Annotated in this window: 10 protein-coding genes; 2 read left to right on the top strand and 8 right to left on the bottom strand. The window is 71.6% G+C overall.

Annotation, left to right across the window (positions count from 1 at the left end):
• Window positions 1-26 precede the first annotated feature (26 nt).
• Together ACIPSE_RS11075 and ACIPSE_RS11070 are read left to right on the top strand one after the other, a co-directional pair.
• The gene (locus ACIPSE_RS11075; protein WP_401660395.1) at window positions 27-1529 is read left to right on the top strand and encodes an MFS transporter; all 1503 of its coding nucleotides are present in this window, start codon (window positions 27-29) and stop codon (window positions 1527-1529) included.
• 303 nt (window positions 1530-1832) lie between these two features.
• A complete protein-coding gene (locus ACIPSE_RS11070) occupies window positions 1833-2297 on the top strand; it encodes a hypothetical protein (RefSeq protein WP_401660392.1) in 465 nt (154 codons plus the stop codon).
• Between the two features lie 42 nt (window positions 2298-2339).
• On the opposite strand, the gene ACIPSE_RS11065 is transcribed toward ACIPSE_RS11070, so the two are convergent.
• From ACIPSE_RS11065 to ACIPSE_RS11030, 8 genes are all read right to left on the bottom strand, one after another.
• Window positions 2340-3080 (bottom strand): DUF6928 family protein, encoded by a 741-nt coding sequence (locus ACIPSE_RS11065; protein WP_401660389.1) that lies wholly within the window; start codon window positions 3078-3080, stop codon window positions 2340-2342.
• A 158-nt stretch (window positions 3081-3238) separates the two neighbouring features.
• Entirely contained in the window at window positions 3239-3640 is a 402-nt protein-coding gene (locus ACIPSE_RS11060; protein WP_401660386.1) for a hypothetical protein, read from the bottom strand.
• Between the two features lie 4 nt (window positions 3641-3644).
• Entirely contained in the window at window positions 3645-4910 is a 1266-nt protein-coding gene (locus tag ACIPSE_RS11055) for an MFS transporter (RefSeq protein ID WP_401660383.1), read from the bottom strand.
• Between the two features lie 37 nt (window positions 4911-4947).
• A complete protein-coding gene (locus tag ACIPSE_RS11050; protein ID WP_401660380.1) occupies window positions 4948-5754 on the bottom strand; it encodes an alpha/beta fold hydrolase in 807 nt (268 codons plus the stop codon).
• A 124-nt stretch (window positions 5755-5878) separates the two neighbouring features.
• Entirely contained in the window at window positions 5879-7231 is a 1353-nt protein-coding gene (locus ACIPSE_RS11045; RefSeq protein WP_401660377.1) for an MFS transporter, read from the bottom strand.
• Between the two features lie 105 nt (window positions 7232-7336).
• On the bottom strand, window positions 7337-8581 hold the full coding sequence (locus ACIPSE_RS11040; protein WP_401660374.1) for a PLP-dependent aminotransferase family protein: 1245 nt from the start codon (window positions 8579-8581) through the stop codon (window positions 7337-7339).
• Window positions 8582-8648: 67 nt separating this feature from the next.
• The gene (locus ACIPSE_RS11035; protein ID WP_401660371.1) at window positions 8649-11864 is read right to left on the bottom strand and encodes a BTAD domain-containing putative transcriptional regulator; all 3216 of its coding nucleotides are present in this window, start codon (window positions 11862-11864) and stop codon (window positions 8649-8651) included.
• A gap of 146 nt (window positions 11865-12010) precedes the next feature.
• Window positions 12011-14689: an FAD-dependent oxidoreductase gene (locus ACIPSE_RS11030; RefSeq protein ID WP_401661709.1), complete on the bottom strand. Its 2679-nt coding sequence runs from the start codon at window positions 14687-14689 to the stop codon at window positions 12011-12013.
• Window positions 14690-14733 lie beyond the last annotated feature (44 nt).

The following is a 14733-nucleotide window of genomic DNA, read 5'->3' as shown; positions in this document are numbered from 1 at the left end:
GCGTGCCAGGACAGGAGGGCAGGACGGTGACCGATCTTTCAGCCGAGATCACCGAACATCGGAGGCGGGACGACACGACGGCGGCACCGCGAGCGGGCCTGGTGCTCGCCACGGCCTGTATCGCCCAGGTGATGGTCGTGCTGGACGTCAGCGTCGTGAACGTGGCCCTGCCGTCCATCGCGACGGACCTCGGATTCGCACCCGGCGGTCTGTCGTGGGTCGTGAACGCCTACACCCTCGTCTTCGGAGGGCTGCTGCTGCTCGGCGGACGTTTCGCCGACTTCGTGGGACACCGGGTCGCCATGCTCTGGGGTCTGACCGTCTTCGGGATCACCTCCGTGCTCGGCGGCCTGGCGCAGACCCCGGGACAGCTCATAGCCGCCCGCGCCGGACAGGGGCTGGCCGGTGCGCTGCTCGCACCGCTGAGCCTCGCGGTGATCATGGTCGCCTTCCCGACCGGCAAGGCACGTTCCCGGGCCGTGGGCACCTGGGCGATGGTGGCCGCGGCGGCCAGTGCGCTGGGCGTCCTGCTGGGCGGGCTGCTCACGCAGTGGCTGTCCTGGCGGTGGATCCTGTTCGTGAACGTGCCCATCGTCGTCCTGGGACTCGCCCTCGCCTGGAAGTCCCTCTCCGGTGCGGCCACCGCACGCATCAAGCGGCTGGACGTGCCGGGCGCGTTCCTTGTCACGCTCGCGGTGACGGCCCTGGTCAACGGGCTCATCCGGGCCGGTGAGCACGGGTGGGGCACGCTCGGAGCGGGGCTGTCCTTCGTCGTCGCCGTCGTGGCCGGTCTGGCCTTCGTGGTGTGGGAGCTGCGCGGGGCGAGCGAACCGCTGGTCCGTTTCGGAATGCTGCGGGCCCGCTCGGTCTGGGTGGCGAACCTCGTGGTGCTGTTCATCGGTGCGGCGACCGTCGCGGGGTTCTACTTCGCGTCGCTGTTCCTCCAGAACGTGCTGCACTACTCGCCGCTGCGCGCCGGCTGCGCGTTCGTGCCCTTCTGCATCGGCACCATCGCCGGGTCCATGCTGTCCGGACGGCTGACCGCCCGCCTGGGCACACGCCCCGTGCTGGCGACGGGCCTCGCCCTCGGCGCGCTCGGCATGCTCCTCTTCGGGCTGATGGACGAGAACTCCACGTTCCTGGACGGCTTCCTGCTGCCCTCGCTCGTCGCCTCGGTCGGTGTCGGCCTCTGCATGGTGTCCAACACCTCGCTGGCCACCTCGGCAGCCCTCCCCCACGAGGCCGGCATGATCAGCGGCCTCATCAACGCCTCCCGCCAGATCGGCGGCAGCCTCGGCCTCGCGATCCTCACGACGGTCGCCGCGACCCACGGCACACCGTCCTCCGCGGCGGACCGCACCCGGCAGCTCGTCGACGGCTACGAGCGCGCGTTCTTCGTCACGGCGGCGTTCTGCGCGGTCGCGGCGGTGATCGCGGTGGTGTTCGTACGGGACGCGGCTCCGACTGCCCCTGTGGAAGCGCCCCATGACGGAGCGCCCACCGACACGGCTCAGCCGGAGGCCGGCTAGAGACGTACCGCTGACGGCAGTCCGTGGCCGACGCGCAGGACGGCATCCACGCTCTCCCCCACCTCAACCGGCCGGCGCGCTCCGTCGACCACCGCGTGCGCCCGCGAACCGCGGCCGGCCGGTTGAGGACCGCTTCGGGGGTGAGACTCCAGCCGGCCATGCGCAGGCCGCTCCAGTTGACGCCGATGAGGAGTCCGCCCCGGGCAGCATCGGGACTCACGGCGACCGAGCCTGCCCCTGCCGTCCTTCCCGACCTGGGCATCTACCCACGGCCGACGGGCGATCCATGATCGGCTGAGCGGCATGGAGACCATCATCGCCAGCGGCATAGCCGTCCTGGGGACCTTGCTCGGCTCGGGGATCACTCTGGCGTTCCAGCAGCGCACCGTCGACCGAAGCCACGAGTTGACCCGGCGCGAGAAGCTCAGGCAGGAACGTCTCGATGCTTACTCCGCCTACGCGGGCGCACTGGTCAACTACCGTCGCTGCCTGGTGCATCTGTGGTTCTGCGAGCACGAGCAGCCGCCACCGGAAGACTCCGACACCGTACGGATCCGCGCCTACGACCTACGCTCCCACGCCCAAGAGGCGCTGTTCAGAGTGCAGATGCTGACGGACGACGAAACGCTGAGCCGGGTCGCGGAGAGCGTTCTCGCCGACATCACGACGCTCTCCAAGACGGACAGCAGAACCGAACTCGACGAGGCCAGGGTGCGCACTCGCGACGACATCGGCCGACTGGTCGCGGCAGCAAAACAGCACCTCTGATGCGGAGCGTGGGCCGGTGCGAAGTCGACAAGGTCGCTGGGGCTAAGGGCCGTTGGTCTCGATCAGGGAGCCGTCCGGGGCCAGTGTGTAGAAGCGTGGTGTGCCCAAGGAGTCTGCTGCGCGCTGGGCGGGAGCCGGCTCGTGCGGGTCGTGTACGTGGAACCCGTGGAGGTTGATGGCGTCCGCGTCGATGTCGTCGGGGTCCGGCATGCCCTCCTGGACGAAGCCGCAGAGGGCCCGTAGCACTTCTTCGCCGAAGTCCAGGGGATGGAAGGGCAGGGGGTACGGCTCTTCCTCCTCGCCGGGCCAGGGGACGATGTCGGCGGGACGGTCCCCTGCCCAGTAGGGCAGTTCGAAGGGGAGCGGTTCGCCGATGTTCTCCAGGATGCCGCTGTCCGGGGACAGGCTGAGCGAGCGGATCAGTCGGCCGTCCTCCCACACGGCGAACGCGAGCCAGTCGACGACACTGTGCATGGCGTGCAGGACGAGCCGCCGCCCCGCACTGGCCGCCACCAGATGCTCAGGGAGCTCGGAGGGACGGTCGATCATCACCCGCTGATCGCCGATGACCTCGACTCCGGGCCAACTGGCCGCGTAGGCGATGGACTTCGGGGGATACACGCCGTCAGAGAGGGTCGAGCCGTCGCACTCCTCGATCTCCGCTCCCGGATACAGGCGTCGCATCATGGCAGTCGTCTTGTCGTGGTCCGCCCGGCCCACGTGTCGCAGCAGGGCTGGTATGCCGCCGTCGGCGTACACCAGCAGTCCCGTCTTGGCTCCCAAAGCCCCTCCCCGGAGTCCGGCTCTTTCTGGTCGACGCAACATAACGGGAGGCACTGACAACGGCGTCGCCACGAGGGCCTCGCCACTCTTGTGGGATCCGGTGGTGTGTCCGAGCTGAGTCCGTCAGGACGTAGCGCTCAGGCGCGTCGGCTGGGTTGTCACCGTGCGCCGGCCTCCGACTCCTCGCTCTCGCCCTCGCCCTCGCCCTCACCTGAGGGCTTCCCCTCCCGGATGGTCTTCGCGGCCGGCACCGGGTTGAAGGGCTCGACGAGTTCGGCCGGTGCAACGCCGTCGCCGTCCAGCAACGCGCGGACGTAGGCGAGGGCCTGCCGAGGAGACAGCGCCGGAAGCCTCCGCCGCAGCGTGCGCACGGAGTGCATGTGCCCTCGTGCGGCGGCGACTTCGCGTATCTCGTCGGGAAGGTCGTCCACTGCGGTCCGTGGGGCCAGTCCCCGGATACGGACGCGGTAGTCGTCCTCCCATTGGCCGCCCCGCACGGGGAGGACGCCGATCCGGTGCAGTCCCCCGTCCTCTCGGTCAATCAGGTAAGGGCGGATCACCAAGTCAGCCTGCCCGTGTGCTCGACCGTGCGGCGTGGGCCGGGGCGGGTGTCGGCCTTATGTGGGTGACCGTCGTCGTGTACAGGAGGAGGCCTGTGGTGGTGAGGAGGACGCCGGCCCACACCGTGGACAGGGTGCCCCAGCCGGCGTCCAGGGTGATCGCGCCGCCGATCGCGCCGAGGCAGTTGGCAAGGTTGAGGGCGGCCAGGTTGAGCGTGCCCATCAGGGTCGGGGCGTCGGGGGCGAAGCTGGTGAGGCGGACCTGGATGGTGGGGATGGCGAACATCGTCGTCGCGCCGACGCCGAACAGGCAGGGCAGCAGGACCGCCAGGTTCTCGCCCGCCACGCCGATCAGCACCAGGAACGCGAGCGCACCGCCGTACCCCGCGGTCAGGCCCAGGCTCTCGTAGCGGTCGGCGACGCGTCCGCCCGCGTGGTTGCCGAGGGCCATGCCCAGGCCGAAGACGGCGAGTGCGATCGGGATGAGGGAGGCGTCGCGCAGGGCCGCGTCGGTGATGAACGGGCCGATGAAGGTGTAGACGGCGAAGATGCTGGAGACGCCGAGTGCCGCGACGGTGACCATCAGCCAGACGCCCCGCCGCCGCAGGGCGCCCAGTTCACCGCTGAGGGAGCTGCCGCGCAGGTCGTCGGTGCGCGGCAGCCAGGCGAAGAGGGCCGCTCCGGCGAGCAGGCCCACGGCGGCCACGGTGCCGTACAGGGCGCGCCAGCCGGCGTGCTGGCCGACGAACGTGCCGAGCGGTGACCCGACGACGGTGGCGACGGTGAGTCCTCCCATCACAGTGGCGAAGGCCTTGCCGCCCTTGCCGGGGCCGTACACGTACGCGGCGACGACGGCCCCGGCGCCGAAGAAGGCGCCTTGCACGCTGCCCGTCACGAACCGGCAGACGACGAACAGTGTGATGTCCGGCGCCAGGGCGGAGACTCCGTTGCCCAGCAGGAACAGCGCGATCAGGCCGAGGAGCAGCGTGCGCCGGTTGACGCGAGCGGCGAGCAGGGTGATCGCCGGGGAGCCGATCATCACGCCGAGGGCGTACGCGGTGATCGCGTAGGTGGCCACCGGGACGGACACGTCCAGGTCAGCCGCGAAGAGCTGGATGACGCCGTTGCTGCCGAACTCCCCGGCGCCGATGGCGAAGGTGCCCAGCGCCAGGGCGAACAGGGTCGGTTTCGGGTTCCTGATGGGTGACTTCGCTTCGGTGTGCCGTTGTTCCTCGGCGGTGCACTGGCGGTCGTAGGCGCGTTGATGCATCGTCTCGTCCTCGGCGGGTGGGTCGGTGCCTGGCAGGTCAGCGCGCTGCGCGCTCGACGAGGGTCGCGGTCGTCCCGGGCCGCGCGATCATCGCGACATGCGAGGTGCCGGCCTCGACGGTGTGGGCGCCGGCGCGGCGCGCCATGAACCGCTGCGCCGCGGCGGGCAGCACCTGGTCGTCGCGGGCCACGAGGTACCAGGACGGAACGGTCCGCCAGGCCGGGGCGCCGGACGGCTCCCCCAACGTCCGTACGTCCGCCGGTCGTTGGCCGGCCCACATCAGGTCGGTGGTCGCCCTCGGCAGGTCCCCGGCGAACACGTCGTGGAAGAGTTCCTTCTTGATGTAGCCGTCGACCAGGCCCTCGCCGTAGGGGCGGAAGTCCAGGGCCGACTCGTCGAGCCTGCTGCCCGGGTACTCCGTCTGGAGGCCCAGCAGCGTCTCACCCCGGTCGGGCACGAACGCGGCCACGTACACCAGCGCCTTCACGTTCGGGTTGCCGAGCGCGGCGTTGGTGACGACGATCCCGCCGTAGGAGTGCGCGACGAGGACGAGCGGGCCGTCGAGCGTCGCGAGGATGCCGGCCAGGTAGGCGGAGTCGGAGGCCACGCCGCGCAGGGGGTTGGGCGGTGCGACGACCGGATAGCCGTCGCGGATGAGCCGGGAGGCGACCCCGTTCCAGCCGGAGGCGTCGGCGAACGCGCCGTGCACGAGTACCACGGTGGGCTTCGGTCCACTTCCGGTGTGCGCCTGCGGGGTGTGCGCCTGGGCGGCGGGCGCGTCGAGTGCGGCGCCCAGTACGACCGCGGCGGATCCGGCCAGCAGCCCCCGGCGAGTTGTCGTCATCGATAGTGCCCTTCGGTGTCCGGTGTTCTCGCTGATGAACACGGTTGAACCTAGGGCCGGTCACTTGACGGGCGCTGAACACGGATCCGGGCGCCCTGCCGGGGCCGCTTCACTGGAAGTTCCGTCACCCGGCCGTCTTCTCGTGGGCTTCGGCGCGCGGCGCCGTCGTGCGGACGCGCCGGTCCAGGGTGTACCGGCGTTGCAGCACGATGGCGATCGTCATGAGGACGGCCGGTACCAGGGTGAAGCCGTAGCGGACGGCAGCCACCGCGCCGGAGGACTGCACGGTGTGTTCTCCCGCGCTGCTGGCGACGAACCCGCCGATGGCCAGACAGGCCGAGTACGCGTACGGTCCCAGCGCACCGCCGGTGGCCTCGGCGGCGGTCCACACGCCGGTGTAGCTGCCCGCGCCGGCGGTACCGGCCGGTCCTGCGGCGATGACGTCGGGCACCATCGACAGCGGCATCAGCTGCATCGCGGCGAACGCGACACCCTGCACGGCCACGGCCGCGATCACCAGGGGCAGACCGGCCGCGGCGCCGAGGGACAGCACCAGGGAGCCCGCCACGAAGGCGGACTGCGCGACGAGCAGGCTGCGCTGCTTGCCCAGACGCCGGGCCACCAGGACCCACAGGGGCGTGGTCAGGACCGCCGGCGCCATGAACGCGGCGATGAGCACGGTGGTGAGGGAGGCGCGGCCCAGTTCGTACTCGGCGAAGTACGGCATGGCGGCCAGGACCAGGTTCATGGTGATCGCGACGGTCAGATAGGACGCGGTCAGCGCACGGAACTGCCGGTCGCGGAGCGCCACCAGCAGCCCGCTCCGCCGTCCGGGCGCGGCCGGGGTGCCCGGCGCGGCACGGTTGAGGCGGGCGACACCGGTGATGCCGACCAGCAGCGCCACGAGCATGACCGTGCCGAGCAGCAGGGCCATGCTCGTGTAGTCGCCGACGCCCGGATCGTCTCCCGCGACCAGAGGCGCCGCCACGCCCGCGAGCAGGACGCTGACGGTGATCACGACGTTGCGGTAGCCCATGAGGCGGGTCCGCTCGTGGTAGCCGATGCCCAGGTCGGCCGGTGTGGCGAGGTAGGAGACCTGGTAGAGGGAGTAGAGCAGGTTGCCGGCGACCAGTGCCAGGGCGACCCATGTCGCGGCGGCCGTTCCGTGCAGGTCCGACGGCACCGCGAAGAGGGCCACGAAGGCGATCGTCACGGCGCAGCCGACCGCCATGAGCCGTCGGCGGTGGCCCGCGCCGGCCAGGGACGTGTCGGAGAACCGGCCCACCCACGGGTGCACCACGATGTCGGCGATGTTCGGCAGCAGGAGCGCGAGACCGGCCACGTGCGGTGGGACGGCGAGGACGTCGGTCAGGAAGTACAGCAGGAAGATGCCCGGCACGGTGACCCAGATGCCCATGCCGACGGATCCGGCGGAGAACGGGACGAGTGCGCGCAGGGGAAGCCGAACGTCGGCCATGGGCCGCCTCCAGGAGATCCGCGGTGAAGCAACTGGTGTGAGGTGAGAGCGCAGGTGTGAGGCGAGGTGGCAGGTGTGAAGTGTGGGAGTGTGTCCGCGTCGTCGTCAGAAGGCCCGGGCCAAGCGGCCGACGGCTTCGCGGAGTTGTGCCGGTGTGCGGTCGCTGTAGGCGAACCGCAGGTGCCGTGCCGACGATCCCCGTCCGGGCTCTGCCTCGAAGTACTCGCCCGGCTGGTAGATCACTCCGTGGGCCGCTGCTCGCCGTAGCAGCGCCGCGGGGTCCACGGCGTCGTCGGTGAGCCGCGGCCAGAGGAACAGGCCGCCTTCGGGGGCCATGACGTCGAAGGCGCCCGGCAGTTGTTCCCGCAGGGCGTCGACGAGCGCACCGGCGCGCTCGCGGTACAGCGCGGTGGCGCCGCGCACGATCCGGTCGAAGCAGTCGGCGTCGTCGGTGATCAGTCGTTCGATCAGGGCCTGCGTCACCGAGGACGTGTGGACGTCGAGGCGGTTGCGCAGCCGGGTCACCGGGTCCACCAGGTGCTCCGGCAGGACCAGCCAGCCCACGCGCCAGCCGGGGCCGAGGGTCTTGGTGAAGGAGTTGACGTGGATCGCCCGGTCCGAGCGGTTGAAGACCTCGGTGCCCTGGTCCTGTCCGGCGAAGCGCAGCTCGCGGTAGGGGTTGTCGACGATCACGTGAAAGCCGTGGCGCTCGGCGAGTTCCATGAGCGCCTGCCGCTTCGGCGCCGAGAGGCTGACCTGGGCGGGGTTGTGGAAGTCGGGCACGGTGTACGCCGCGGCGATCCGGGCGCCTGCGGCGAGCCGCCGGGCGAGGTGCTCGACGTCGAAGCCGTCCGCGACGACCGGTACCGGCAGGATGCGCGTCGTCGACACCTCCAGCGCCCAGAGGAAGCCGGGGAACACCGGATCGTCCACGGCGACGGTGGCACCGCGCTCGACGACGGTCAGCACCGCCAGGGTGAGGCCGTGCATACCGCCGTTCGTCACCAGGACACGGCCCGGGTCGACGCCTTCCCGTCGCGCGATCCAGTGGCGCAGGGCGTCGGATCCGTGTGGCCTCGCGTACTGAAGGCCGGCGAGCGCGGCGTCGGGGTCCTGCCACAGCTGGGCCGAGACCTTGGCGAACGCCTCGACCGGGAGCGCCTCGGGCGCGGGGATGCCGCCCAGCAGGCTGATCGTTCCGGGGACGGGGGCGGCCAGGCTGGCGTCGACGAATCCCTTCGGGGCCGAGAGCCCGCGGGCCAGGGCCGTCAGCCCGGCCTCCCTCCCGGCCTCCCTCCGGGTCTCCCTCCCGGCCTGCGCTTCTGCCTCTCGCTCAGGACCCGTGGTCATACGACACCTCCAGCTCTCCCACGACCTGTGGCCATACGACGCTCCCGCTCTCCCTCAGGGCCTGCGGTCATGCGGTGCCTCCGGATTCCGAGAGGAGTCGTTCGGCGCGGCGGGCGAACAGGTGTGCCTCGCATGCGGTGGATCGCGTGTACGCGCGTTCGGCGGCGGCCCGGACGACGGTGACGGGTGCGCCGCGGGCCCGGAGCAGGCACGCCCTGAGCAGCAGGAGCAGCCCTTCGGCGTACCGCTGGCCGTGGTCCCGGATCGCCTGGTCGGCCCGGTCGAGGGCGGCTTCGGCCCGATCGGGCGCTCCGGCCGCCAGCCACATCTCGGCGATCAGCACGCAGTGGTAGGCGACGCCCCATTGGGGCGGATCGAGGAGGTGGGCGACCAGGGCTTCCTCGGCCTCGGCAGCGGCGCCGGCCGGGTCCTCGCCGGTGAGGGCGCGCGCCCAGCACCAGAACTGCCGTATGTAGTGGTCGATGTGGGCGTCGAGACGGACGAAGCCGACGGCGGCCCATCGCTCTCCGGCGCGCCGTGCCGCTTCGGCGTCCCCGGCCATGGAGGCGATCATCGTCGTGTAGTAGACCCAGACCGAGGCGGCGTACGGGTCCCCCGGGGTGTCCCAGGTGTCGACGAAGGCGAGCGCCGTGTCGACGTCGCCGTGCAGCGCCGTCATGACGGCCCGCCAGCCGGGTCCCTCGCCGGGGATGCCGCCGTCCCGCCGCAGCGGCGTCTCCTCGTCCGGTGCCAGGGCGCCGCCCACGGCGGTCGTGTCCTCCTTGATGAGGGTCCGATACGCCTCGCCGATGTTGCCGATGTCCCACTGATGCAGGCCCCAGGTGTGGCGGCCGTAGCGTCGGACGGCGGGATCGGAGGACACCTGACCGAGTTCGTGCAGTCGGCGGGCCAGTTCCCCGCGGCCCTGCTCGATGGAGGTGTAGGCGCCCATCGTGCGGATGAAGAGGAAGTCGGCGGCCTCCGCCTCCCGGCCGAGGGTGCGGGCCAGGTATTCGGCCCGGTCCAGGAGGTCGAAGGTCGAGGCGTCGTAGCCCGCCTGTCGTCGGACGACGATGGCGAGCAGCGTGAGGGCGGAGAACTCCAGCTCCATGAGTCCGGAGGCCCGGGTGAGCTGGACGGCGGAGTGCAGTTGCCGATGGGCGGACTCGAAGGCGAGTTTGGCCGCCGCGCGGCGACCGGCGCGGATGAGCGCCTGCGCGGCGCGAACGGGCTCGGCCAGGGGCCCGGCGGCCCACAGGTGGTAGGCGAGGCGTTCGGCGACGTCCTCGTCGTCGGCGTGGATCTGTTCGAGGGCGTCCGCGACGCGCAGGTGCAGCCGGGTGGCCTGCTGTCGCGTCGCGGTCTCCGAGACCGACTCGCGCACCAGGTCGTGCGCGAAGCGGAGCGAGGACGGGTCCCGTGGCCCGGGTTCGAGCAGCCCGAGCGTGTGCAGCGGTTCCAGGCGGTCGAGACAGTCCGCGACGCCCACACCGGTGGCGCGGGACAGCAGCCTGAGGTCGACGTCGCGGCCGATGACCGCGGCCACCTGGAGCAGGGCGCGGGCGCGGTCGTCGAGCCCGGACATCCGGTCGCGGACGACGTCGTGGACGGTGGAGGGCACGCCGAGCGGCATGGGCGTGACACCCTCGGCGCCGCTTTCGCCGTCACCGTCGTTCTCGTGGTCGCCGATCGCGCCGGCTCCGGTGAGGAGACGGGACAGTTCGCGCACGAAGAACGGGTTGCCGGAGGTACGGGCGTGGATGGCGCGGGCGACCGCGTCGCCGGGGTCCTGACCGGCCTCGTGGCGGATGAGTTGGGCGACGTGCGCCGGGGCGAGCGGGCCGAGGCGGAACCTGCGATGACCGGGCCGCCGGCTGACAGCGGCCAGTACCCGGGACAGGACCGGACCGACGGTGGGGGCACGGTCCCGCAGCGCGCCGACGATCGCCGTGCCGTGCGGCAGTCGTTCCGTGAGGTGCTGCAACAACTGCAGCGACGTGGCGTCGGCCCATTGGAGATCGTCGAGGACGAGGAGTGTCGGGCGCCGCGCGGAGGCTTGTCGGACGAGGGCTACGACTTGCTCGAACAGTCTGAACTGAGCGTTGCCGTCGGGTAGTTCACGGGTGGAGTCGTCGCGCGCCGTGAGGAGGCTGGCCAGTCCGCCGGTGAGCCACTGCTCGGCCGCCGCATCGGGCAGGCTGCGGACGAGCCGGTCAAGTGCCTGCTCCCACGGCCACATCGCCGGTGTCCCGTCGCCCTCCAGACACGAGCCCCAGACGGTGAGCGCCCCCAACTCGCCCGCGACGGCGGCGGCTTCCTCCAGCAGCCGGGTCTTGCCCGCGCCCGGTTCGCCTTCCACGATTCCGATCGCGGTGTCGCCCGCGAGGGCACGCTCCACGAGGTGCCGCAGCGTGGCGAGTTCCTCGGTCCGGCCGATCAAGGTGGCCGACGCGGCCCGCCCGACCGTCCTGGCCTCTTCCCGCACGGGCGGCGACGCGCGGGGCTGCGTGAGGATCCGCTGCTGGGCGTCCTCCAGTGCCGGGCCCGGGTCGATGCCGAGCTCGTCGGCGAGCCGGTCGCGGACCTGCCGGAACACCGCCAGCGCCTCGGCCTGGCGCCCCGTCGCGCCGAGCACACCGACGAGAGCGGCCAGCACGGGTTCGTTGAACGGCCCCATCGAGGCGGCCAGTTGGAGGGCGGTGAGCACCCGCTCCGGCTGGTCCACCGACACGGCGAGCTCCGCCGCCGCCGTGCACGCGTCGTAGAACTCGTTGTCGAGAGCGGCGAAGACCGTCGTGGCGGCGGTCCCGTCGGCGATGCCGTCGGCGATCCCGTCGCCCGCCGAGCCGTGCCAGAGCCCGAGGGCCGAGACGTAGTGGCCGAGCGCCGCCTCGCGCTCGTGCCCGGTCAGGGCGGCCCTCGCCGCGTCGACGCCTTCCCGGAAGGCGACGAGGTCCAACGAGGTGGGGCCGGGGGCGAAGAGGTAGGAGTTCCCACGACGGTGCAGGAACGATCCGGCTTCGCGGACGGGCCGTGACGGCTCCAGCAGACGTCGCAGCGCGCCGACGTACTTCTGGAGAATGTTCACGGCCGACGCCGGGACGTCCTCGCCCCAGATCAGGTCGACCAACTCGCTCGTGCTGATCGGCCTGCCCGCGCGGGCGAGCAGGATCGCCAGCAGATACGACTGCTGCCGAGGCCCGGGGTCCAGTTCGACGCCGTCCCGCCAGATCCGCAACGGGCCGAGTATCTGCAGACGCAGTTGTCCGCCGGAGGAAGCCATGCCCACCCCTACCCCCACTCACGGGCCGACCACGAATTCGGCTGCGGCGTAGCCACTTTACGGTTGGTCCGCGGCCCGGGTCCATGGATCAAGACGGCGGTCAGGCGATGCCTCCGGGGACGCCGGGAACCGCTGCCGTCCCGCCCCTACCGGCCGATCACCAGGTCCTCGGCCGGCAAGGTCTGGCAGGCCAGCCGCCAGCCCGCCGCCAACTCGTCGGCGGAGAACATCCCGCGGTCGTCGGTCTCGTGGGCGCCGGAGACCACCCGCACCCGGCAGGTGCCGCACGCGCCCTCGCCGCACGACTGGGGCAGCGCGACGCCGGCCGCGTTGGCCGCGTCGAGGACCGACTGCCCGGGGCCGCAAGGGAACGCCGGGTCGTCACCGCTCTCCGTCTCGATCGTGAACGCGGTGACACCGGCCGCCGCGGCGGCGACAGCGATGGCATGGGCCTTCTCCCGGCGGGTCTCCCTGCTCCGGCCCGACACGAACGCCTCGGTGCGGATGGCCTCGCGCGGCACCCCCAGTTCCGCCAGGCGGCCGATCAGGTCCTGCATCATCGGTGCCGGCCCGCACAGGTGCACCCGGGTGGCAGGGCCCGCGTGGGGAAGCAACTCGTCGTATCCGATGCGCCGTTGCCGGTCGGTCACGAACACCGACACCTCCAGGCCGGGGAGTTGGGTACGCAGTGCCCGCAGCTCCTCCTCGAACAGCACCTCCCGCGCGCTCCGGTGGCTCGCCAGCAGGACGATCGGCCCCGTGTGGCCCGCGTCGGCCGCCGCGTGCAGGACGCTCATCAAGGGGGTGATGCCGACGCCTCCGCCGATGAGCAGGAGAGTCTCCGCCGCCTCTCCGCCCGGTTCCGGCTCGGTCCCCGGTCCGGGATTCGGACCGGTCTCCGGGTTCGGCTTCGGACCGGTCTCCGGATTCTGCTTCGGCTTCGGCTCGGGCTTCGGATCGGGCTGCCATGTGAACTCGCCATGCGGGCCGCTCACGCGCAGCGCCAGGCCGGCCTCCAGGTCCTCGTGGAGGAATCCCGAGCCGAGCCCGTCCGGCTCGTGCTTCACCGCGATCTCGACGAAGCCGCTCTCCCCGGGACCGCTGCAGAGCGAGTACGAGCGTTCGATCGGCTCGACGGCGACGGGGAGTTCGACCTTCAGGTACTGCCCGGCGGCGAACGAGAACGGCATCACGTCCCCGTCCATGGGTGCGAGGCGGATCCTGCGGACCGTCGGGGTCAGGGCCTCGACGCCCGCCACGCGCAGGTAGCCCTCCCAGGGCGTGGCCGGGTCCCGGGGTGCGCCGCCCGCGCGGATGGTCTGCCACATCGTCCCGAGCTGGCGTGGCTTCAGGACCGCGTTCGCCGCCATCAGCCCGCCCGCCAGCGCCCCCACCACGCCGGAACCCCAGGCGTCCTGTCCGGCGACGAACAGACCCTTGACCGGCGTACGGCATCCCGCGCGCGCCGAGCGCAGTCGTCGCGGGGTCGCCGCGAGTCCGTAGAAGGAACCGCGCACGCTGTGCTGATAGGTCTCGAACGACAGCGGTGTCGCCAACTCGGCGAAGACGACGCGTTCCTGGAAGCCGGGCCAGCGCGCGTCCAGGCGCGCGATCATCCGACGCGTGAGGTCGTCCTTGAACGTCCGGTAGCCGTCAGGCCGTTCATTCTCCGGCGTGCCGCGCCACTGGTCTACCACCTTCGGATCGACCAGCTCCAGCAGCTCCACGGTGTGGAAGCGGGCGGCCGGGTTGTTGAGCGAGGCGAAGGAGACGTACAGCGTCCCTTCCCCGGGTGGGCGGGGAGCGCTGTCGTGCTCGTCGAGGTCCGGCATGAACCAGTGGTTCTCGCCGCGGAGTCCGAACTCGGCCGGGGAGCGGTCCAGTCCGAGGAACAGCATGACCGCGGACCGTTCCTCGGGCAGCTCCGCCAGTTCGCCGCTCCTCCCGATCAGGGCGTAGGTGTTGCGCACCCCGGCCGCCGAGACGACGGTGTCGGTCCGGACCCGGTAGCGACGGCCGGAGGCGGTGTCCTCGACGTCGACGCCGACCACCCTGCCTGCCTCCACGGCCACTTCATGGACCCGCTGCCGGGGGCGCAGGACCACGCCGTGGCGTCGCAGGATCTCCAGCACGACCCGGTTGAGTTCCTGCGGTCCGCCCACGGGGTGTGCGGTGCCCTCCATGAAGTAGGTCAGAGGGACGGCGGCGTGGTAGCCGAACGCGCTCGACGTGGGTGGGGTGCCGTAGAGCCCCCATCGGGCGGTCAGCACCGCCCGCAGGCGCGGATCGCGGAAGCTGCGGGCGACCTGGTCCCGCAGGGACCGGTACGCCGACGGGAAGAGCAGCTCCACGACGGGCGCGCCCGCCCTGCGTACGCCGGAGGGGAAGGACGCGAAGACGTTGCGTGCCGTCAGACCGGCCATGGCCCGGCGGGTGGTCCGGAAGAAGCCGTCGATCGCGGCGGCTTCGGCGGGGAAGTGTTCCTTCAACCGTGCCCGGAAGCGTTCCTTCGTGGCGGGTATCGCGAAGTCGAACTCCGGGAAATGCAGGGCGTCGTAGTCGTCCGGCAGGGGTGAGAGCTGCGCTCTGCCGTCCGTCATGAATCCGAGGAACGGGCCGGCGTTCGCGCTCATGTAGTGCAGTCCGGTGCCGAACCGGTAGCGCCCGGCGCGGGAGAACTCGTGCGTCATCCCGCCGAGCGTGTAGTGCTGTTCGAGGACGAGCACGCGCTTCCCGCCGAACTGTGCGAGGGCGCGCGCCGCCGCGAGGCCGCCCATACCCGAACCGATCACCACCACATCGGCTTCCTCGTCGTCCGCCACCATCGGCACCCCCAAGTCCTGTGTGCTCCGAGGCGCCCAGACTCGCC

The organism is Streptomyces sp. NPDC090106, from assembly GCF_044747265.1.
Taxonomy (GTDB): Bacteria; Actinomycetota; Actinomycetes; order Streptomycetales; family Streptomycetaceae; genus Streptomyces.
Note: the sequence above shows the minus strand (reverse complement) of the source record. Positions and strands in the feature narration are given on the sequence as shown.

Bases quoted from the DNA above. Each gene is read 5' to 3' on its own strand.
- ACIPSE_RS11040 (WP_401660374.1), bottom strand. From the start codon at position 8,581: ATGACCACGGGTCCTGAGCGAGAGGCAGAAGCGCAGGCCGGGAGGGAG.
- ACIPSE_RS11070 (WP_401660392.1), top strand. From the start codon at position 1,833: ATGGAGACCATCATCGCCAGCGGCATAGCCGTCCTGGGGACCTTGCTC.
- ACIPSE_RS11050 (WP_401660380.1), bottom strand. From the start codon at position 5,754: ATGACGACAACTCGCCGGGGGCTGCTGGCCGGATCCGCCGCGGTCGTA.
- ACIPSE_RS11035 (WP_401660371.1), bottom strand. From the start codon at position 11,864: ATGGCTTCCTCCGGCGGACAACTGCGTCTGCAGATACTCGGCCCGTTG.
- ACIPSE_RS11045 (WP_401660377.1), bottom strand. From the start codon at position 7,231: ATGGCCGACGTTCGGCTTCCCCTGCGCGCACTCGTCCCGTTCTCCGCC.
- ACIPSE_RS11055 (WP_401660383.1), bottom strand. From the start codon at position 4,910: ATGCATCAACGCGCCTACGACCGCCAGTGCACCGCCGAGGAACAACGG.
- ACIPSE_RS11030 (WP_401661709.1), bottom strand. From the start codon at position 14,689: ATGGTGGCGGACGACGAGGAAGCCGATGTGGTGGTGATCGGTTCGGGT.